This window comes from Citrobacter sp. Cpo015, assembly GCF_030333035.1.
Lineage (GTDB): Bacteria > Pseudomonadota > Gammaproteobacteria > Enterobacterales > Enterobacteriaceae > Citrobacter > Citrobacter portucalensis.
The window spans coordinates 109637-128669 of sequence record NZ_JAOWGS010000034.1 but is presented as its reverse complement, the minus strand read 5'-3'; the positions used below and the strand labels follow the sequence as shown (position 1 = coordinate 128669).

Below are 19033 nucleotides of genomic sequence, written 5' to 3'. Positions count from 1 at the left end.
GGATAAATTGTCAACTAATTGATTGCACTACAAATAAAAGAGAGGGAGCCAGGCTCCCTCTTTTCACCGGCTTATGCCAGAGCTGCTTTCGCTTTTTCGACCAGAGCGGTGAACGCTACTTTGTCGAATACTGCGATGTCAGCCAGGATCTTACGGTCGATTTCAACAGAGGCTTTTTTCAGGCCGTTGATGAATTTGCTGTAAGAAATACCGTTCTGACGTGCTGCTGCGTTGATACGCGCAATCCACAGTTGACGGAACTGACGCTTTTTCTGACGACGGTCACGATAAGCGTACTGACCAGCTTTGATAACAGCCTGGAAGGCAACGCGGTATACGCGAGAACGCGCACCGTAGTAGCCTTTAGCTTGTTTCAAAATTTTCTTGTGACGTGCACGGGCAACTACACCACGTTTTACGCGAGCCATATGTGCTCTCCTGTATCTATATTCTTAGTAAAAAAATGAATTAAACGTTAACGGCTTATGCGTACGGCAGGCACGCGATAACCAGACCCAGATCGCCTTTAGACACGAGGCCTTTTGGACGCAGGTGACGTTTACGCTTAGTAGATTTTTTGGTCAGAATATGACGCAGGTTTGCGTGCTTACGCTTAAATCCACCACCACCGGTTTTTTTGAAACGCTTAGCAGCACCGCGTACGGTCTTAATTTTTGGCATTTTAATAACTTCCACTTCGCATTGTTAATAAACGAAACGTAGGCGAACAACGGCTGTGGAACCCGTAGGCTCCACAGACATTGCTACTTGAAGGCCTTACTGTTTCTTCTTAGGAGCGAGCACCATGATCATCTGGCGGCCTTCGATCTTCGTAGGGAAGGATTCGACTACTGCCAGTTCACTCAGATCGTCACGGACGCGGTTGAGCACTTCCATACCAATCTGTTGGTGGGCCATCTCACGACCGCGAAAACGCAGCGTGATCTTAGCCTTATCGCCATCTTCCAGAAAGCGTACCAGGCTGCGGAGTTTTACCTGGTAATCGCCATCGTCGGTGCCAGGACGGAATTTAATTTCCTTAACCTGGATAACTTTTTGCTTTTTCTTCTGTTCCTTAGAAGACTTACTCTTTTCATAAAGGAACTTGCCGTAGTCCATAATACGACAAACTGGCGGTTCGGCGTTAGGGCTGATTTCAACTAAATCTACTCCAGCTTCTTCAGCTTTTTCGATCGCTTCTCTCAGACTCACAATACCCAAAGCTTCGCCTTCCAGACCTGTTAAGCGAACTTCCAGGGCGCGAATCTCGCCATTGATACGATTCGGACGTGCCGTTTGAACTCGTTTTCCGCCTTTAATACCTTATTCCTCCAGTTGTTGAAGACTGCGGCTGCGAATCTCTTGTTGCAGCTTCTCAATCACTTCATTTACGTCCAGGCTGCCCAAGTCTTTGCCACGACGGGTGCGCACGGCAACTTTGCCTGCTTCTACCTCTTTGTCGCCACAGACCAACATGTAAGGGACACGACGTAAAGTGTGCTCGCGGATTTTAAAGCCAATCTTCTCATTTCTCAAGTCTGCTTTTACACGAATACCAGCATTTTGTAGTTTCTGCGTTAATTCGTTAACGTATTCAGACTGAGAATCGGTGATGTTCATGACCACAACCTGAACCGGCGCGAGCCAGGTCGGGAAGAAGCCAGCGAACTCTTCGGTCAGGATACCGATGAAACGTTCCATCGACCCAAGAATTGCACGGTGAATCATAACCGGAACCTGACGCTCGTTGTTTTCGCCAACGTAAGAGGCGCTTAAACGGGACGGCAGGGAGAAGTCCAGCTGTACAGTACCGCACTGCCATGCACGATCGAGGCAGTCATACAGGGTAAATTCAATTTTCGGACCGTAGAACGCGCCCTCACCCAGTTGGAACTCAAACGGGATGTTGTTTTCTTCCAGCGCAACGGCCAGGTCAGCTTCAGCACGGTCCCACATTTCATCACTACCGATACGTTTTTCGGGGCGAGTGGACAGTTTGACGACGATTTTCTCGAAGCCAAAGGTGCTGTACATATCGTAGACCATACGAATGCACGCGTTAACTTCATCACGAATCTGCTCTTCAGTACAGAAGATATGTGCATCATCTTGAGTGAAGCCACGAACACGCATCAGGCCATGCAGCGCACCTGACGGTTCATTACGGTGGCAGCTACCAAACTCAGCCATACGCAGCGGCAGATCGCGATAGGATTTCAGACCCTGATTAAAGATCTGCACGTGGCCTGGGCAGTTCATTGGCTTAATGCAGTATTCACGGTTCTCAGAAGAGGTGGTGAACATTGCATCTTTGTAGTTATCCCAGTGACCTGTTTTTTCCCACAGCACACGGTCCATCATGAACGGACCTTTCACTTCCTGATACTGGTATTCTTTCAGTTTTGAACGAACGAATACTTCCAGTTCACGGAAGATAGTCCAGCCATCGTTGTGCCAGAACACCATACCCGGTGCTTCTTCCTGCATATGATACAGGTCAAGCTGTTTACCGATTTTACGGTGATCGCGTTTGGCCGCTTCTTCCAGACGTTGCAGGTAGGCATTCAGGGCTTTTTTATCTGCCCATGCAGTACCATAAATACGCTGCAGCATCTTGTTATTGCTGTCGCCACGCCAGTATGCCCCTGCGGTCTTCATCAGTTTGAAGTGATGGCAGAAACGCATGTTCGGCACGTGCGGGCCACGGCACATATCGACATATTCTTCATGATGGTACAAGCCTGGCTTGTCATCATGGGCAATGTTTTCATCAAGAATGGAGACTTTATAGGTCTCGCCACGCTTCACGAAGGTTTCACGCGCTTCGTACCAGCTGACTTTCTTCTTAATGACATCGTAGTTTTTCTCAGCGAGCTCGTGCATCCGCTTCTCGAGCGCGTCGACGTCTTCCTGGGTTAACGTACGGTCAAGATCGATATCGTAGTAAAAACCGTTATCAACAACCGGTCCGATCGCCATTTTGGTGTGCGGCCAGAGTTGTTTGATCGCGTGCCCTAACAGGTGCGCACAGGAGTGACGAATGATCTCCAGACCTTCTTCATCCTTCGCGGTGATGATGGAGAGCTTCGCATCATGCTCAATCAGATCGGAAGCATCTACCAGCTCACCGTCAACACGGCCAGCAATAGTGGCTTTCGCCAGACCTGGACCGATGTCCAGCGCAACATCCATGGGGCTTACAGCGTGGTCGTAATGGCGTTGGCTGCCATCAGGAAGAGTAATAACAGGCATGTTATATCCTTATTTGCAGTGGTGACCCACACGTAAGATCACATACAAAGATTCAATATTTAAAATTATCAAAAAGGTGTGGGCTGATTCCCGCTTCACTCTGCGAAATATGTCACTGGTTGCCTTAAAGACCACACTGGACCTACACCCGCTTTTTGATAACACCGCTTGACAGTGTACACGGCATTACGGGTCGATCAAAGCAACAATCAACGCGCGCTCTATGATGTAAATCAATTCACTGACACCCAACCGTCTTTGTTACACTTGCACAAAGTCATCTAACCTGAGCAGGAAAAAAACAATGCCCACAAATCGCTTTGCGAAGAAACACTGGAAGATGGTTGTGATTCTGCTCGTTATTTGTGCGGCCATGTTAATGCTGCGCTGGGCTGCGATGATCTGGGGCTAAATGACGCTCACCCACTGTTCCGGTTTCGTTTATTTATCGATTAATCGAATTTGTCTGAAAATAGCGAGTTATGGCCAGATAAAAAAATAAAACGCAAATTAAATATTAATTAAACTTAACGTTAATTTAGGAAAGCCAGGTCATTTATTTGACCCGGCTTGTCACTACATCCTATAGCCGAGGGAAACTGTCGTGCGGCGATCGGTATGTTCCGGCGCTGTTGCCGGCGGTTCAGAGTTCCAGGTCACGTTGTAAGCCACCTTTAACCCAAAGTGCTCGTTGATGGCAACGTTCAGGGCGGTTTCAGAGTTGAGCGTGGTATCGTCAGCGCCGAATACCGACACACCCTGAGTAAACTTGGTATTGTCCGTCATCTGCCATGCATAAGCCCCGGACGCATAGCCCAACGGCTGCGTTTCGGTGGTGCCATCCGTGTGCTCGTCATAGCGCACGCCAGGACCGAATTCGAAACGGAAGCTGTGCACAGGTCCGTTGAGGAACTGACGACCATAACCCGCGGTCAGCACGTCACGCTCGCGGTAGCCGTTGTAGCGGTCGGTCAACCAGCTTGCTTGTCCAAAGAGATAGTCATAGTCGGTCATGTTGTAACGACTACGGCCACCTACGGCATATTTCTCCGATGAACGCTCATCATTTGAGGAGGTATTGCTGGCATTTCCCCACAGAGACCATGCCGTCGTTTGGCCGTACCAGGTCATGGTGGTATCTGCGGTTAAAGAAGAACTTTTTGTGTTGCCTGACTGGGCGAGATATCCCGCGTTCAGGTTACCTTCAAAGGGTTTTTTCGCGCTGGAAGGGTCATCCATGACAGTAAAAACGGAATCATCGGCTACAGCATGCATTGACGCAAGCAGGCCTCCCGTCAGCAGTAATGCTGCGGGCACTGTCTTCAAAAGCTTCATTTATTAAGAGTCCGTACAACAAAAAAAGAGACCATTACGGTCTCGGAAACTTTCATATGGATCAATGACAAAAGACCCTTGAAAGGTAACAAATTATAAAAAGACTCGAATAACATAGCAATAAATTCTTATTTCATTTTTTGAATAAGAGCGTTCCTAAACCTTTATTTTATTTATATATCTTTATGACGATAATTTTAAATAAAGATATGAAAAATCATGTTGTTAATTACTTCACTTTCGGGAGGTTAAGTGCCAGACTGAGTTCAGCCTAACAGGAGGTAAAGATGGTACGTATCTATACGTTAACACTTGCGCCCTCTCTCGATAGCGCAACAATCACCCCGCAAATTTACCCGGAAGGTAAGCTTCGTTGTACCTCGCCGGTTTTTGAACCCGGCGGCGGCGGTATCAACGTCGCTCGCGCAATTGCCCATCTTGGCGGAACCGCAACGGCGATTTTCCCCGCGGGGGGAGCAACCGGAGAGCATCTTGTTGCATTGCTCGCCGACGAAAATGTTCCCGTATCTACCGTCGAAGCCAAAGACTGGACCCGACAAAATCTTCATGTCCACGTGGAGTCCAGCGGCGAACAATATCGTTTTGTCATGCCAGGCGCTGCGCTGACCGATGACGAGTTCTACCAACTTCAGGATCAGGTGCTGGAAATTGAGTCTGGTGCGCTGCTGGTCATCAGCGGCAGTTTGCCGCCCGGCGTACAGCTTGAGAAGTTGACCCGACTCATTACCACCGCACAAAAACAGGGGATCCGCTGTATTGTCGACAGTTCAGGCGAAGCACTGACGGCGGCGTTAGCCATCGGCAATATCGAACTGGTCAAACCCAACCTCAAAGAACTGAGTGCGCTGGTAAACCGCGAACTGACACAGCCCGATGATGTGCGCAAGGCCGCGCAGGAAATCGTGCAAAGCGGAAAAGCGCACCGCGTTGTGGTATCGCTTGGGCCGCAAGGGGCGCTGGGTGTAGATCGCGATACCTGCGTTCAGGTGGTTCCGCCACCGGTGAAAAGTCAAAGTACCGTAGGCGCGGGCGACAGTATGGTCGGAGCCATGACGCTTAAACTGGCAGAGAACGCGCCTTTTGAGGATATTGTCCGTTACGGTGTCGCCGCCGGTAGCGCAGCAACCCTGAATCAGGGTACGCGTCTGTGCGCTTTGGACGATACGCAAAAAATATATGCATACCTTGCGCAGTAATGGCACCGTCCCCCTTTTAACAGAAGGGGGATGTTCCGGTAAAACTGTCGGCATGGGGGTTATACGTCTATGCTAAAAAATCACGTGATTACAAAGAAGTGAATCATGTGCAGTCAGGTGTCTCCACAACGGTACGGGGTGAAGAAGAACGACAAACATTAAGTGCCTTTCCAGCGATGACGCGTCCGTGGTGTGCGTCAGTTCGTGTTTTTTAACCGCATTCTTGCGCTAACCTTATGATCTGGCAGACAACATGGGGAGAGACATCATGTGGCAGGCTATCAGTCGTCTTTTAAGCGAGCAATTAGGTGAAGGCGAAATCGAACTGCGTAATGAACTGCCCGGCGGAGAGATCCACGCCGCATGGCATTTACGCTATGCGGGGCGAGATTTTTTCGTCAAATGCGATGAAAGAGAGCTGTTAACCGGCTTTACGGCAGAAGCCGATCAGCTGGAGCTACTTTCCCGCAGTCAAACTGTATCTGTACCGAAAGTCTGGGCAGTAGGCGCAGACAGAGATTACAGCTTTCTGGTGATGGATTTCCTCCCTCCCCGTCCGCTTGATGCGCATAACGCGTTTATCCTCGGTCAACAGCTTGCGCATTTGCACGAATGGAGCGACCAGCCTCAGTTTGGTCTCGACTTCGATAACGCGCTCTCTACCACGCCGCAGCCAAATACCTGGCAACGTCGCTGGTCAACCTTTTTCGCCGAGCAGCGTATAGGCTGGCAGCTGGAACTCGCCGCTGAAAAAGGCATAGCGTTTGGCAATATTGACGCCATCGTCGAACACGTTCAGCAACGTCTCTCTTCTCATCAGCCGCAGCCGTCTCTCCTGCACGGTGATTTGTGGTCCGGGAACTGCGCCCTCGGTCCTAACGGTCCGTACATCTTTGATCCTGCCTGCTACTGGGGGGACAGAGAGTGTGACCTGGCAATGCTGCCGTTACATACCGATCAGCCGCCGCAAATTTATGACGGTTACCAGTCTGTCTCGCCACTGCCGCTGGACTTTCTTGACAGGCAGCCAATCTACCAGCTCTATACGCTGCTGAATCGGGCAATTCTGTTCGGGGGACAGCATTTGGTTGTGGCGCAGAAAGCGCTGGATAGATTACTGGCGGCTTAACGACGTACCGTGTTGCTTATCAGGCCTGCCGTTTCGCAACGTGGCAGGCCCGATAGAGTGGCACTTACAAAAAGCCCAGCAATGAGAAGAAGAAGTAGCCGATCACGATAACGATCACCGGCAGAATATAAAGCGGGAAAATTTGTAAGAAGATCGTATGGTGCGGTACCACAATTCGCGACTCAAGTTGCTCGCGGGATAATCCTTCACTGCCCTTTGCCTGTTCCAGAATTAGCTGATCCTCTACGCCTTCGCGTAAGAAACGCGCCTGACGGCTCATTCTGGCGCCTGAGTCCTGCAACGCCAGGCCGATAAAAATCAGGATGAATATCAGCCAAAAAACGAGATTCAGCCCACTTTGAAAATCGGGCGTTGGCGAGTTATACCAGAACACGTTAAGAAAAGGTGTGTTCACCCGCATCATGTCGATCATCACATGGGCAAAATCGAGCATGACCGCGTTAATCCCTTCCTGCTTTTCGCTGTGCGCGTACATAAACTTCAGTACTGAAACCAGCGTTGAAATCAGCGCGGGAATGAAAACCACCCATCCCACCAGCCTTTTCAAGATGGCAATGCGTCCAGCTTGTTGATACGTCATGAGTTCCCCTTGATTAAGACGTGTCATTTTGGCCTAAGTTTACCCGTTGATTACCGTTTTCGCCTGATCTTTAAAGGCGGTATACTTCTGAATTAGCCATAATGAACGCTCAGAGTCCGTCCAGGCTGGCTCTAATCCCTTTTATCACCGTAAAGGAGAGGTTGTAATGTCAACCCCGCGTCAAATTCTTGCTGCAATTTTCGATATGGATGGGTTACTGGTCGATTCTGAACCGCTTTGGGATCAGGCTGAACTGGATGTGATAGCAAGTTTAGGCGTTGATATCTCCCGCCGCCATGAACTTCCCGATACCCTTGGCTTACGCATCGACATGGTGGTTGATTTGTGGTTTGCGCAGCAACCCTGGAACGGCCCCTCACGTCAGGAAGTCACCGAGCGCATCATTACCCGGGCCATTGCGTTGGTTGAAGAGACAAAACCGCTGCTGCCAGGCGTTCGTGAAGCTGTGGCAATGTGCAAATCTCAGGGAATCAAAGTAGGACTGGCATCCGCCTCGCCGCTACATATGCTGGAAAAAGTGCTGACCATGTTTGATCTGCGCGATGACTTCGACGCGCTGGCTTCTGCAGAAAAACTGCCTTACAGCAAACCGCACCCACAGGTTTACCTCGATTGTGCGGCAAAACTGGGCATTGACCCGTTAAACTGCGTAGCACTGGAAGACTCAGTGAACGGCATGATTGCCTCGAAAGCTGCCCGTATGCGTTCCATCGTCGTACCAGCGCATGAGAATCAGGACGATCCTCGCTTCGTGCTTGCCGACGTCAAACTAACCTCGCTCACCGAACTCACAGCCGCTCATCTGCGCGGCTAATCCTGTAACGGGCAATGATCGTATTGCCCGTCTTTTCAGAATTTCTATTTTAAAACGCCGTTTCATTTTTAATTGTATTTCTGTTTAACCTCTCCTATCCTTGCCCTATAGCGCAAGCGTTAATGACATAAATAGTTGAGGTAAACATGATTCAGGAAGCTTTTCGTCTCGAGGGTAAAGTCGCCATCGTCACTGGATGTGACACCGGCCTCGGGCAGGGTATGGCAGTGGCGCTGGCTGAAGCGGGCTGCGATGTAGTCGGCGTGAATCGTAAAATACCGCATGAAACCGCAGAGAAAATTAACGCCTTCGGTCGACGCTTTATGGCCATTCAGGCCGACCTCAGTCAACAAGATGCTCTCACCAGCATCGTGACACAAACGGTATCGGCGTTTGGCCGGGTCGATATTCTGGTCAACAATGCAGGAACTATACGCCGTCAGGATGCACTGGACTTCAGTGAAAAAGATTGGGATGACGTGATGAATCTGAATCTAAAATCCGTTTTCTTTCTGTCGCAGGCCGTGGCGCGCCAGTTTCTGGCTCAGGGCAATGGCGGAAAAATCATTAACATTGCCTCGATGCTCTCTTTTCAGGGGGGTATCCGTGTACCTTCCTATACCGCATCAAAAAGCGGCGTTCTGGGCATCACTCGCCTGCTCGCCAATGAATGGGCGGCCAAAGGAATTAATGTCAACGCCATCGCGCCCGGCTATATGGCGACCAACAACACCCAGCAACTGCGCGCAGACAGCGAGCGCAATCAGGAGATTATCGATCGTATTCCCGCCGGACGCTGGGGAACGCCGGATGATCTAAAAGGCCCGGTTGTTTTCCTTGCAAGTCCCGCCTCTGACTATATTCATGGTTATACGCTGGCGGTGGATGGCGGTTGGCTGGCGCGGTAAAGGCGCACTTGTGACAAAGGGTTACAACGTCACCTCTTCCGCCTACTGTATAAAACCCCTATACTGTATGAATCGACAGTTTATTGGGTTTTATCATGACGGCGGAAGGCCACCTTCTTTTTTCTATTGCCTGTGCGGTATTTGCCAAGAATGCCGAGCTAACGCCCGTTCTTGCGCAGGGTGACTGGTGGCATATTGTTCCTTCAGCCATTTTAACGTGCCTGCTGCCGGATATCGATCATCCCAAATCTCTGCTGGGGCAGCGTCTGAAGTGGATATCAAAACCCATTGCCCGGGCATTTGGTCATCGCGGGTTTACACATAGCCTGCTGGCGGTTTTTGCCCTGCTGGCCACGTTCTACCTGAAAGTCCCGGATACCTGGATAATGCCTGCCGATGCCTTACAAGGTATGGTACTCGGCTATCTTAGTCACATTCTGGCCGACATGCTGACCCCAGCAGGCGTTCCCCTGCTTTGGCCCTGCCGCTGGCGTTTTCGTCTGCCCATCCTCGTGCCGCAAAAAGGCAATCAACTGGAGCGGTTTCTGTGTATGGCACTGTTCGCGTGGGCAATCTGGATGCCGCAAACCGTACAAGAGAACAGCGCGGTACGCTGGTCTTCGCAGATGATTAATACGCTACAAATGCAGTTCAATCGTTTCATAACGCATCAGATTGACTAATAAATCAGCCAAAAAATCATTTTAGGTATAAACAATTCCATTTGAATATAAGAGGCAAGTCACAGTTCTGCTAATCTTGCGCCAACAGAATCACCTTTAAACGGTGATACGCATAATAAGATCAGGAGAACGGGGATGAACTTTCCATTAATCGCGAACATTATCGTGTTCGTAGTGCTGCTGTTCGTGCTGGCGCAAGCCCGTCACAAACAGTGGAGTCTGGCCAAAAAAGTACTGGTCGGTCTGGTCATGGGTGTCGTGTTCGGCCTTGCCCTGCACACCATTTATGGCTCCGACAGCCAGGTTCTTAAAGATTCAGTACAGTGGTTCAACATTGTCGGTAACGGCTATGTCCAACTGCTGCAGATGATTGTTATGCCGCTGGTATTTGCGTCTATTCTCAGCGCCGTTGCTCGTCTGCATAACGCTTCTCAGTTAGGTAAAATCAGCTTCCTGACCATCGGAACGCTGCTGTTTACCACGCTGATTGCCGCGCTGGTAGGGGTTCTGGTGACCAACCTGTTCGGCCTGACCGCCGAAGGTCTGGTGCAAGGTGGTGCTGAAACCGCCCGTCTGAACGCGATTGAAACCAACTATGTTGGCAAAGTGGCTGACCTCAGCGTTCCGCAACTGGTGCTGTCGTTTATTCCGAAAAACCCGTTTGCCGATCTGACTGGCGCGAACCCGACGTCGATTATCAGCGTGGTTATCTTCGCCGCATTCCTGGGTGTAGCCGCACTGAAACTGCTGAAAGATGATGCACCAAAAGGCGAGCGCGTTCTGGTCGCTATCGATACCCTGCAAAGCTGGGTGATGAAACTGGTTCGTCTGGTGATGCAGTTGACGCCGTACGGTGTTCTGGCGCTGATGACCAAAGTGGTTGCGGGTTCCAACCTGCAGGACATCATCAAGCTGGGTAGCTTCGTCGTGGCCTCTTATCTCGGTCTGGGCATTATGTTCGTGGTACACGGGATCCTGCTGGGTGTGAACGGCGTTAGCCCATTAAAATACTTCCGCAAGGTATGGCCAGTGCTGACGTTCGCCTTCACCAGCCGTTCCAGCGCAGCCTCAATTCCGCTGAACGTTGAAGCGCAGACCCGTCGTCTGGGCGTGCCTGAATCCATCGCCTCATTTGCCGCCTCGTTTGGTGCCACGATTGGTCAGAACGGTTGTGCGGGCCTGTACCCGGCAATGCTGGCAGTAATGGTTGCACCGACCGTCGGTATCAACCCACTGGACCCAATGTGGATTGCCACGCTGGTTGGTATCGTGACCGTGAGCTCCGCAGGGGTTGCGGGTGTGGGTGGCGGTGCAACATTTGCCGCGCTGATCGTCCTGCCCGCTATGGGTCTGCCGGTCACGCTGGTTGCGCTGCTGATCTCCGTTGAGCCGCTGATCGATATGGGTCGTACCGCGCTGAACGTAAGCGGTTCCATGACTGCCGGTACGCTGACCAGCCAATGGCTCAAGCAGACTGATAAAACGATTCTGGACAGCGACGATAACGCCGAACTGGCGCATCGCTAAGTCTGTCAGCTAAAAAACAAAAAACCGCCGGAGTATCATGCTCCGGCGGTTTTTTTATATCCATTAATCCCTTAGTTCATTTTCCTGGCGAACCTGATTAGCCCAGCGCTGTGCTGATTCCGGGACCGTAAATGCAGGCGAACGTTGAAACGCCTCCCCCATTAAGACAAAAGCGACATATTTTCCGCGTAGTATCCATACGTCACGAAACGCATCCATTTTAATCGCATGCTCTGGCGGCGCGGGCTCCACGCGAGGAACATAGCTGATAACCGGACGATTTTGTTGGCGAAGAGGTTTCATAATCAGTTGCTTCACTAAAGACAAATTCTAAAAATCAGAAAACCGCTATCTTAGCCGATTTTGCCACTGGGCGGTGCAAAAACAGCGTATTCATGAAGGGAATGACTATATCGGGGATCGCAGACGGGTTGCAGGTGCTATTTGTGCCACAAGCAAAAAAATGCGGCGCACGATTGCGCCGCAAACTCAGGAATTACACGTTCAGAAAACTGCCAAGACGATAACCGCGCTCCGCAATTGCATATTTCAGTGACGAAGACGTCAGCACGTCGAGCTCAGTTAAGCGGGGGTAACAGTAGGCACTTTGACGAATAATGTCATCGATAAAGGCCGGATGACACATCACTTCCAGCGAGGACTCGCCTCGATCGGCTGACGCGTCCAGCGTCTGTAAAAACAGAGCCTCGGAAATCGCTTCGCCGTAAAACTCGCTGCTGAATCCCTGGGAGGTACGTAACGTTTCCGGAAAATCAGACGCCTGGAACACGGTCTGACGATCGATACGCAATGCAATCCCCTTCTGGGCAGCAAACCCGGCTACGATAGGGAAAATTTGCGGGAACATATGCACATGGTGATGGCTATCCAGATGCGTCGGCTCCCGCCCGAACAGGTCAATAAAACGCTGATACTGCGCGGCCAGCTCCTGAGAAATTTCATCCAGCGGCAAAGTGTCCTCCTCTGCCATCTGCCAGATCCATTTCCCCAGTAATCCGTCACGGGTAAGGTCCGGCATTGCCGTCAACGGCCTACCCAGCGTCAGAACAAAATGCATCCCGACGGCAAGTGCAGGTATGTCGCGACTCAGCTGTACCGCATGGTCAATCGCCGCACCGTTAACCAGCGCCGTTGTCGAGGTGACAACGCCATTACGACAGGCTTCAACAATGCCGTAGTTTTGTCCTTTACTCAGGCCAAAATCATCCGCATTAACAATCAGTACGCGTTCCATAGCCGACCTCAGTTAGTGTTGTTCGCTTTTGAGTTTCTCAATGCACCCGGCGAAGTTTGGCAACCATTTTTCATGTGCCAGAATTAACTCACGCGCCAGAATTTCGGCATCGCTGTCAGAATGCACCAGCGGACTCAGGTTTAACGCCAGCAGCACATCATTCAGCTCGCCGCTCAATGCCGCATTGCTCGCCGCAACCTCAAAGCCTTTGATGGTGTAGATAAGGCCGAGCACTTTCTCATCAAAATGGGTAATACGTGGGTGCGGCGTAGCACCGTTACGTCCGAGCGTGCAGGTCATCTCAACCGCCCAGTCCGCAGGAATGTTATCAACATGTCCATGATGTGGAATGTTGACGTAGTGCTCGGTCTGTTTGTCGTTGTAGATGGCGTTGATCACTTCACAGGCCGCATCGGAGTAATACGCGCCACCGCGCTGCTCCAGCTCTTTCGGCTTAACGTTTAGCTCAGGATTTTTGTAGAGATCAAACAGTTGTTTTTCTACTTTTTGTACTACCTGGGCACGTGCGCCGCCCTTATAGTACTCGCCCATTTCGATCGCCAGCATCTCTTTTGGCTTAAAGTAGTACAGCAAATACGAGCACGGCAGCAGCTTCAGCGAACGAATCAACCCTTCGCTGAACGGCAGGTCGAAAATGTTCTTCACGGTGGAAGCTTTCAGTTGTCCAGAAGCCACGCCGTCCAGCAGTTCATCAAAGCGCGATGTACCGTTCACCAGCACGTCTTTAATAAAGACCATGTGGTTCAGACCGAACAGATCGATGGATAAATCATCGCTCTCTTTCAGCGCCAGCACATCGCTAATAAACATTTTCATGCCGACAGGAATATTACACACACCGATGAATTTCTTAAAATTCGTGTGGCGATAAACCGCTTCAGTCACCATCCCTGCCGGGTTAGTAAAGTTAATCACCCAGGCATTCGGGCACAGTTCTTCCACATCTTTAATAATGTCAAAGATAACCGGAATGGTACGTAGACCTTTGAACAGCCCACCCGCACCGTTGGTTTCCTGTCCCAGATAACCGTGGCTCAGCGGAATGCGTTCATCCTTTTCACGGGCTTTCAGTTGCCCTACGCGCAGTTGGGTGGTAACGAAATCAGCATCTTTCAGTGCTTCACGGCGGTCCAGCGTTTTAAGCAACTTCATCGGTACGCCGGCTTTGTCGATCATGCGCTGGCAAAGGTCAAAAATAATGTCCAGCTTCTCTTTTCCACCGTCGACATCAACCAGCCACAACTCAGAAACCGGTAATTCATGATAGCGCTTAATAAAGCCTTCAAGTAATTCAGGGGTGTAGCTGCTCCCGCCACCGATAGTGACGACTTTTAATTTCTGGCTCATACTTTCTCCCTTCAGTGTAAAAACACTGACGTGTATTATGCTCAACCCGTTTGTCAGGTATAGCGTGGCTGTCCCGACGCTATTTTGGGCAAGCTATAAAAAATGGGTTATTGGCAAATAATATCTACTGATTAAATTCAGTTAATTTCTTACGGTAGCTATTCGGTGTAAATGACGTCAGCTTTTTAAACGTTTTAATAAACAGGCTTGGACTACTGTAGCCAGACTCGTAAGCAATATCCGTTACAGAATAGTTCGTCATTTCCAGCTGTTTTTTAGCAAAGTTAATGCGGATTTCATTAATAATCTGCATCGGCGTTTTGCTGTAATAACGCTGGGTTGCGCGGGTCAGATACTCCTGGGATTTCGCGGACAGGTGTACCATATTTTCCAGCGCATTCTCGCTAAACTGCCGTTTGTCGTGCATGGTCTCGACGGTGGTTTTAAGCCACTGCGGAATATCATCCAGCACCTGCTCTTCGCGATGATGGCGTAACCGATTAATAATATAGAAGGTGACCACTTCTACAAATTCATCCAGCCCGCTCTCGCGAAAGTTCAGTGATGCAATAACCGTTTCAATGTAGGTAAGAAACGAGTTATTCGCCCGATAGACCTGCGATGCAACGAAACAAAATGGCAGCAGCGGGTGATAGTGCTGTTCAAAAAAACGTTTACTGATGCCGACGTTAAGGATCCTTGTCGCACCAAAATCATAAAAACTCTGGTGGTGCGATCCCAACGGGATAAAGACAAAGTCTCCACGTTCTAGCAGTACGCGTTTACCGTTGATTTCCTGATAATAGCGCCCGGTTAAAACCAGGGTAAACTCATAGTAGTCATGCTGATGCAGCCCGCTGATGCTCTCAGTTTTGTTATAGATGAACACATGGAAATTTTTGCCATTAAACAGCTGCTGTTCATAAACGGTTTTGATTTCCGGTGCGTTAATCTGTAGCTGCATTATGCACTCCTCGCTATTTCAGCTTTTCGTGAAGCTCAATCAGTTCAGTCACCAGCTCACGCGCCAGCATTGATGTCATCAGGTGGTCCTGTGCGTGGACCAGCACCAGGCTGACTTTCATTTTACCTTCACCCTGATCGCCTTCAATCAATTTCGTTTGCACGAGGTGCGCTTCGTTCAGCGCCAGACGAGACTGGTCCATCATGGCCCTGGCCGACTCAAAATCACCTTGCTTGGCCATTTTGAGTGCCCCGTACGCCAGGCTACGCGCCTGACCGGAGTTGATGATGAGGCCCATCACCACTTCTTCAAGTTCTTCTGCTTCTGACTGCGTGTCGACGATATTCTCGATATCCAACATACTTTTTTCCTCTGGTTCAGTCCGGCATGACCGTAAAGCCATGCCGGATTAAATTTAGAATTTTAATGCGTTAGCGATATCTTCTTCGCTTTCTTCTTGGTCAATAACGTTCTGCGCTTTGTTGGCTACCACCACGAACGGCAGGTAAACCAGCGTTGCGATACCGAGGTTGAACAGCGCGACCAGCAGAGCAGCGACGCTACCGTTGGTGTTAAAGAACGCGCCCAAACCGGTTGGCATAGTCCACGGTGCAATGTTGGTAATCGGTGGAATAATGCCTGAGTAGTAAGCTGCCAGCGTAATCGCCGCCAGAATCGGTTGTACCAGAATGAACGGGATAAACATCACCGGGTTCATGATGATCGGCAGACCGAACAGGATAGGTTCGTTAATCTGGAACAGACCTGACGGCAGTGCCAGTTTAGCTACCTGACGATAGTCAGGACGACGCGATGCCAGGAAGATAGCGATAATCAGACCCAACGTTGCTCCGCTACCCCCAAGGAAAATATAGGAGTCGAGCATCGGTTTCGCCCAGACGTGGAACGTCTTACCGGCTTCCAGCGCGGCGTCTACGGAACCAAACTGTTGGTAGATAGAGATGTTTTCCAGCGCCCATGGCGTCATGATACCGCTGTCCAGCGCAGTCAGCGCCAGTGAACCGTGAATACCGAAGAACCACAGCAGCGGAACAAAAATCACGTAGGCCCAGCCCACCACGCTGCCCAACGATGCCAGCGGCGTTGAAATGGAATCCATAATGATCAGGTGGAAGTTGGTACCCCAGGTGTTCAGCGCCCAGGCGATGATCCCCATAATGGAGAGGATAAGGAAGCCAGGAATCAGCGCAGAGAAGGAACGCGATACGGACGTCGGTACGCTATCAGGTAATTTAATGACCCAATTGCGACGAACCACAAAAGTGAACATTTCCGCGACCACCAGGCCGATAATAATACCGGAAATAATATTGGCACCGCCGAGCCAGTTCGCGCCAACGGCATAGGCTTCACCCACGCTATAAGGCGTTACGGTCATAAACGCGGCGACGGATAACAGCCCGGCAGCCAGTGAGTCGACTTTACGTTCTTCTGCCAGCGCCATGCCGATAAAGAACGGTGCCATCAATGACATGATACCCAGCGTACCGTTATAGACGTTTCCACCAATGCCTTTCAAGCTATTCAAAGTTTCAATAGTTGAAGCATCAAGTCGAATGCCCATTGAATAAAAAAACGACCCCTCCCCAAAGCTCAGGAAAACGTTATTGATTAATACAAACATGGCCCCTGCGAGGGTTAACGGCATTAAACGAATAAAGCCGTTCTTGATTGCATTAACGTGTGGCTGCTTTCCAATTTTTACAGCAAAAGGAAGGAGTACCTTTTCAAGTGAAGCAATAGCGTTACTCATAGAAAAATACCCTTAAATACCGCAATTAAAAATTGCGGTGAATGTTAATGAAATAACTCTTTGACGGGAAAAATTAAAATAAAATAATTAATTTGCTGCGGCTTTTTTAATTGCTGCAACAGCAGCCTTAAGCACGCCTAAACCATCGACTTTGCCATACAGCAGCGAGTCAATCACTTCCACAGGCTTGTTGGGTAACAAACGCTGAATTTCGGGCAACATATAAGCAATTTGTGGACCTAATAACACGACATCGGCGACAGGACCTTTTTCTCCGGCCAGCGTTTCAGGAAATGCTTCAATAATAACCGGTACTTCGTATTTTTCGGCCTGAGCACGCATCTTCGAAACCAACAATGAAGTCGACATGCCCGCAGAACAAAACAGATAAATGTGTTTCTTTTCCATTAAAACGATCCTCATGTGCGATTATCTGTCAACCAGACACTCCGCAAGCCATAACCTGCATCCATGCTCTGGGTAACTTGCGTCAGCTAAATTACTTTTTTAGGTGGCTGAAATGAGTATACGGGATTGCACCGGTGGATGGTATTTCCTTGACCAACTAAATTGTCTCTCCTTGACCTGTCGTTATGACCCCCCTCACATTTCGGGCAAATAATTCGCAGCAATAAATAAGATCGTTCGGCACAAAAAAACCGGCGCGATGGCCGGTTCTTCTGAATGCTCAGGCAATAAGCAGTTGTTACTTCTTCGCCGCCTGCGGGTCAGTGTCGTACTCTGCGCAGGTCTGGTAACCGGAGTTAATCACATGTCCGGTGTCGTCTAAAGCAACAAAATAGGTTTCAGCTTTACCATCTCGTTGACCCAGGATGTAGGTCTGGCATGTCCCGCGCGCATGAATCATACTGACTTCAGAAGAAGGTTTACCGGCAATCTGCGCCACCTGCGCCCTGCTCATCCCTTTCTTCACATCTTTCACCACGGGCTGAACAAATTGGTCTTTGGTGCGATCGTAGGCCGTACATCCTGCCAGCATAGTCAAAACAGCCGCTGCGCTTAGAATTCCTGTTAGGTTCTTGTTCATATTCCGTCCTCTTGTATTTCAGCGTGTTATATAAGCCTGGAGCACAACAACACATTTTTCAAGCAATCAGATGATACTTAGGTCGTTTCGGAAAATTCTATTAAAACAAAATGATGTTAGATCAGGCCTGCATCCCTTGTCGTTTGGGTCCCAACGCGTTAGCTTTAACACATCATTTTTTTGATCATTTCATTTTTCGGAGGGGGTTAAATGACTCTGCAGCAAGAGATAATCCAGGCGCTTGGCGCAAAACCGCAAATTAATGCAGAAGAAGAAATTCGCCGCAGCGTGGATTTCTTGAAATCCTACCTGCAAACCTACCCTTTTCTGAAATCACTGGTATTAGGGATAAGCGGCGGACAGGACTCAACGCTCGCGGGAAAACTTTGCCAGATGGCTATTTCCGAGCTTCGCGAAGAAACGGGGAATGACGCGCTGCAGTTTATTGCCGTACGTCTGCCGTATGGCGTTCAGGCTGATGAACAGGACTGTCAGGATGCCATCGCCTTTATCCAACCTGACCGCGTGCTCACAGTAAATATTAAGGGTGCGGTACTGGCCAGTGAACAGGCCCTGCGTGAAGCGGGTATTGAACTGAGCGATTTTGTCCGTGGCAATGAAAAAGCCCGTGAACGTATGAAGGCCCAGTACAGTATCGCCGGAATGACCAGCGGTGTTGTCGTGGGTACCGATCATGCAGCAGAAGCCATCACCGGATTTTTCACCAAATACGGCGATGGCGGTACTGACATTAACCCTATTTTCCGCCTGAACAAGCGTCAGGGTAAGCAGCTGCTTGCCGCACTGGGTTGCCCGGAACATTTATATAAGAAAGCGCCAACCGCCGACCTCGAAGACGATCGCCCTTCTCTGCCGGATGAAGCCGCATTAGGCGTCACCTATGACAACATCGACGATTATCTGGAAGGAAAAACGCTGGCTGCCGACATCGCGAAAAAAATTGAAGGCTGGTATCTGAAGACCGAACACAAACGTCGCACACCGATTACGGTGTTTGATGACTTCTGGAAAAAAGCGTAATTTTTTTAGTCACATATTGCCGGATCGCACTGGGATCACCGCTGTCCGGCCACTCTTCCTTGTCTGATGCCGCTTTTTTAATCGGTTTCAAACTGC

22 protein-coding genes are annotated in these 19033 nt (G+C 49.9%); 8 read left to right on the top strand and 14 right to left on the bottom strand.

Going from position 1 to position 19033, the window contains the following annotated elements; genetic code table 11:
• Positions 1 to 71: 71 nt before the first annotated feature.
• The 4 genes from rplT to thrS form a co-directional block, all read right to left on the bottom strand.
• Positions 72 to 428, bottom strand: coding sequence for a 50S ribosomal protein L20 (gene rplT / locus OGY67_RS13870; RefSeq protein WP_003030578.1), 357 nt, complete (start codon positions 426 to 428; stop codon positions 72 to 74).
• A gap of 55 nt (positions 429 to 483) precedes the next feature.
• A complete protein-coding gene (gene rpmI, locus OGY67_RS13865; protein WP_003030583.1) occupies positions 484 to 681 on the bottom strand; it encodes a 50S ribosomal protein L35 in 198 nt (65 codons plus the stop codon).
• A gap of 96 nt (positions 682 to 777) precedes the next feature.
• Positions 778 to 1320 (bottom strand): translation initiation factor IF-3, encoded by a 543-nt coding sequence (gene infC / locus OGY67_RS13860; protein WP_048997935.1) that lies wholly within the window; start codon positions 1318 to 1320, stop codon positions 778 to 780.
• Positions 1321 to 1323: 3 nt separating this feature from the next.
• On the bottom strand, positions 1324 to 3252 hold the full coding sequence (gene thrS / locus OGY67_RS13855; RefSeq protein WP_003832572.1) for a threonine--tRNA ligase: 1929 nt from the start codon (positions 3250 to 3252) through the stop codon (positions 1324 to 1326).
• Positions 3253 to 3556: 304 nt separating this feature from the next.
• Here thrS and yniD point away from each other — a divergent pair, with 304 nt between their 5' ends.
• A complete protein-coding gene (yniD, locus tag OGY67_RS13850; protein ID WP_003030590.1) occupies positions 3557 to 3664 on the top strand; it encodes a small membrane protein YniD in 108 nt (35 codons plus the stop codon).
• A gap of 164 nt (positions 3665 to 3828) precedes the next feature.
• Here the strand turns inward: yniD and OGY67_RS13845 are convergent, their stop codons facing one another.
• Positions 3829 to 4587, bottom strand: a complete 759-nt coding sequence (locus OGY67_RS13845) for a DUF481 domain-containing protein (protein ID WP_003832568.1) — start codon at positions 4585 to 4587, stop codon at positions 3829 to 3831.
• A 287-nt stretch (positions 4588 to 4874) separates the two neighbouring features.
• Between OGY67_RS13845 and pfkB the strand changes: the two genes are divergently transcribed.
• Together pfkB and OGY67_RS13835 are read left to right on the top strand one after the other, a co-directional pair.
• Positions 4875 to 5804 carry a 6-phosphofructokinase II gene (gene pfkB, locus OGY67_RS13840; protein ID WP_079933929.1) on the top strand — a complete coding sequence of 310 codons (930 nt, stop codon included), beginning with the start codon at positions 4875 to 4877 and terminating at the stop codon, positions 5802 to 5804.
• Positions 5805 to 6072: 268 nt separating this feature from the next.
• Positions 6073 to 6933 carry a fructosamine kinase family protein gene (locus OGY67_RS13835; protein WP_003030598.1) on the top strand — a complete coding sequence of 287 codons (861 nt, stop codon included), beginning with the start codon at positions 6073 to 6075 and terminating at the stop codon, positions 6931 to 6933.
• 64 nt (positions 6934 to 6997) lie between these two features.
• Here OGY67_RS13835 and OGY67_RS13830 read toward each other — a convergent pair whose 3' ends face one another.
• On the bottom strand, positions 6998 to 7534 hold the full coding sequence (locus OGY67_RS13830; protein ID WP_008784573.1) for a YniB family protein: 537 nt from the start codon (positions 7532 to 7534) through the stop codon (positions 6998 to 7000).
• 166 nt (positions 7535 to 7700) lie between these two features.
• On the opposite strand from OGY67_RS13830, the gene hxpB reads away from it, so the two are divergent.
• The 4 genes from hxpB (at position 7701) to tcyP (ending at position 11487) form a co-directional block, all read left to right on the top strand.
• Positions 7701 to 8369, top strand: a complete 669-nt coding sequence (gene hxpB, locus OGY67_RS13825; protein ID WP_213752547.1) for a hexitol phosphatase HxpB — start codon at positions 7701 to 7703, stop codon at positions 8367 to 8369.
• Between the two features lie 146 nt (positions 8370 to 8515).
• Positions 8516 to 9277: a 2-dehydro-3-deoxy-D-gluconate 5-dehydrogenase KduD gene (gene kduD, locus OGY67_RS13820; protein ID WP_204191768.1), complete on the top strand. Its 762-nt coding sequence runs from the start codon at positions 8516 to 8518 to the stop codon at positions 9275 to 9277.
• An 83-nt stretch (positions 9278 to 9360) separates the two neighbouring features.
• Entirely contained in the window at positions 9361 to 9960 is a 600-nt protein-coding gene (locus OGY67_RS13815; protein ID WP_286574065.1) for a metal-dependent hydrolase, read from the top strand.
• A 135-nt stretch (positions 9961 to 10095) separates the two neighbouring features.
• Positions 10096 to 11487 carry a cystine/sulfocysteine:cation symporter gene (gene tcyP, locus OGY67_RS13810; protein ID WP_006684833.1) on the top strand — a complete coding sequence of 464 codons (1392 nt, stop codon included), beginning with the start codon at positions 10096 to 10098 and terminating at the stop codon, positions 11485 to 11487.
• Positions 11488 to 11550: 63 nt separating this feature from the next.
• On the opposite strand, the gene cedA is transcribed toward tcyP, so the two are convergent.
• The 8 genes from cedA to osmE form a co-directional block, all read right to left on the bottom strand.
• Entirely contained in the window at positions 11551 to 11814 is a 264-nt protein-coding gene (cedA, locus tag OGY67_RS13805) for a cell division activator CedA (RefSeq protein WP_008784569.1), read from the bottom strand.
• A gap of 169 nt (positions 11815 to 11983) precedes the next feature.
• Positions 11984 to 12742 (bottom strand): chitin disaccharide deacetylase, encoded by a 759-nt coding sequence (chbG, locus tag OGY67_RS13800; protein WP_191226097.1) that lies wholly within the window; start codon positions 12740 to 12742, stop codon positions 11984 to 11986.
• 12 nt (positions 12743 to 12754) lie between these two features.
• Positions 12755 to 14110 carry a 6-phospho-beta-glucosidase gene (locus OGY67_RS13795; RefSeq protein WP_048235511.1) on the bottom strand — a complete coding sequence of 452 codons (1356 nt, stop codon included), beginning with the start codon at positions 14108 to 14110 and terminating at the stop codon, positions 12755 to 12757.
• A gap of 124 nt (positions 14111 to 14234) precedes the next feature.
• On the bottom strand, positions 14235 to 15077 hold the full coding sequence (gene chbR, locus OGY67_RS13790; RefSeq protein WP_085951046.1) for a transcriptional regulator ChbR: 843 nt from the start codon (positions 15075 to 15077) through the stop codon (positions 14235 to 14237).
• A gap of 10 nt (positions 15078 to 15087) precedes the next feature.
• Positions 15088 to 15435 (bottom strand): PTS N,N'-diacetylchitobiose transporter subunit IIA, encoded by a 348-nt coding sequence (gene chbA, locus OGY67_RS13785; protein WP_048214339.1) that lies wholly within the window; start codon positions 15433 to 15435, stop codon positions 15088 to 15090.
• A gap of 54 nt (positions 15436 to 15489) precedes the next feature.
• Positions 15490 to 16848 (bottom strand): PTS N,N'-diacetylchitobiose transporter subunit IIC, encoded by a 1359-nt coding sequence (gene chbC / locus OGY67_RS13780; protein ID WP_286574064.1) that lies wholly within the window; start codon positions 16846 to 16848, stop codon positions 15490 to 15492.
• An 87-nt stretch (positions 16849 to 16935) separates the two neighbouring features.
• Entirely contained in the window at positions 16936 to 17256 is a 321-nt protein-coding gene (gene chbB / locus OGY67_RS13775) for a PTS N,N'-diacetylchitobiose transporter subunit IIB (protein WP_003832547.1), read from the bottom strand.
• Positions 17257 to 17554: 298 nt separating this feature from the next.
• The gene (osmE, locus tag OGY67_RS13770; RefSeq protein WP_003030621.1) at positions 17555 to 17896 is read right to left on the bottom strand and encodes an osmotically-inducible lipoprotein OsmE; all 342 of its coding nucleotides are present in this window, start codon (positions 17894 to 17896) and stop codon (positions 17555 to 17557) included.
• A 210-nt stretch (positions 17897 to 18106) separates the two neighbouring features.
• On the opposite strand from osmE, the gene nadE reads away from it, so the two are divergent.
• Entirely contained in the window at positions 18107 to 18937 is an 831-nt protein-coding gene (nadE, locus tag OGY67_RS13765; protein WP_032943150.1) for an NAD(+) synthase, read from the top strand.
• The last annotated feature ends 96 nt before the right edge of the window (positions 18938 to 19033 follow it).

What these genes read in the sequence shown, in the direction of transcription:
- OGY67_RS13830 (WP_008784573.1), bottom strand. Translation starts at nt 7,534, where the DNA reads ATGACGTATCAACAAGCTGGACGCATTGCCATCTTGAAAAGGCTGGTG.
- tcyP (WP_006684833.1), top strand. Translation starts at nt 10,096, where the DNA reads ATGAACTTTCCATTAATCGCGAACATTATCGTGTTCGTAGTGCTGCTG.
- kduD (WP_204191768.1), top strand. Translation starts at nt 8,516, where the DNA reads ATGATTCAGGAAGCTTTTCGTCTCGAGGGTAAAGTCGCCATCGTCACT.
- OGY67_RS13845 (WP_003832568.1), bottom strand. Translation starts at nt 4,587, where the DNA reads ATGAAGCTTTTGAAGACAGTGCCCGCAGCATTACTGCTGACGGGAGGC.
- yniD (WP_003030590.1), top strand. Translation starts at nt 3,557, where the DNA reads ATGCCCACAAATCGCTTTGCGAAGAAACACTGGAAGATGGTTGTGATT.
- thrS (WP_003832572.1), bottom strand. Translation starts at nt 3,252, where the DNA reads ATGCCTGTTATTACTCTTCCTGATGGCAGCCAACGCCATTACGACCAC.
- hxpB (WP_213752547.1), top strand. Translation starts at nt 7,701, where the DNA reads ATGTCAACCCCGCGTCAAATTCTTGCTGCAATTTTCGATATGGATGGG.
- rplT (WP_003030578.1), bottom strand. Translation starts at nt 428, where the DNA reads ATGGCTCGCGTAAAACGTGGTGTAGTTGCCCGTGCACGTCACAAGAAA.
- OGY67_RS13795 (WP_048235511.1), bottom strand. Translation starts at nt 14,110, where the DNA reads ATGAGCCAGAAATTAAAAGTCGTCACTATCGGTGGCGGGAGCAGCTAC.
- rpmI (WP_003030583.1), bottom strand. Translation starts at nt 681, where the DNA reads ATGCCAAAAATTAAGACCGTACGCGGTGCTGCTAAGCGTTTCAAAAAA.
- chbB (WP_003832547.1), bottom strand. Translation starts at nt 17,256, where the DNA reads ATGGAAAAGAAACACATTTATCTGTTTTGTTCTGCGGGCATGTCGACT.
- chbC (WP_286574064.1), bottom strand. Translation starts at nt 16,848, where the DNA reads ATGAGTAACGCTATTGCTTCACTTGAAAAGGTACTCCTTCCTTTTGCT.
- chbA (WP_048214339.1), bottom strand. Translation starts at nt 15,435, where the DNA reads ATGTTGGATATCGAGAATATCGTCGACACGCAGTCAGAAGCAGAAGAA.
- chbG (WP_191226097.1), bottom strand. Translation starts at nt 12,742, where the DNA reads ATGGAACGCGTACTGATTGTTAATGCGGATGATTTTGGCCTGAGTAAA.
- nadE (WP_032943150.1), top strand. Translation starts at nt 18,107, where the DNA reads ATGACTCTGCAGCAAGAGATAATCCAGGCGCTTGGCGCAAAACCGCAA.
- OGY67_RS13835 (WP_003030598.1), top strand. Translation starts at nt 6,073, where the DNA reads ATGTGGCAGGCTATCAGTCGTCTTTTAAGCGAGCAATTAGGTGAAGGC.
- pfkB (WP_079933929.1), top strand. Translation starts at nt 4,875, where the DNA reads ATGGTACGTATCTATACGTTAACACTTGCGCCCTCTCTCGATAGCGCA.
- osmE (WP_003030621.1), bottom strand. Translation starts at nt 17,896, where the DNA reads ATGAACAAGAACCTAACAGGAATTCTAAGCGCAGCGGCTGTTTTGACT.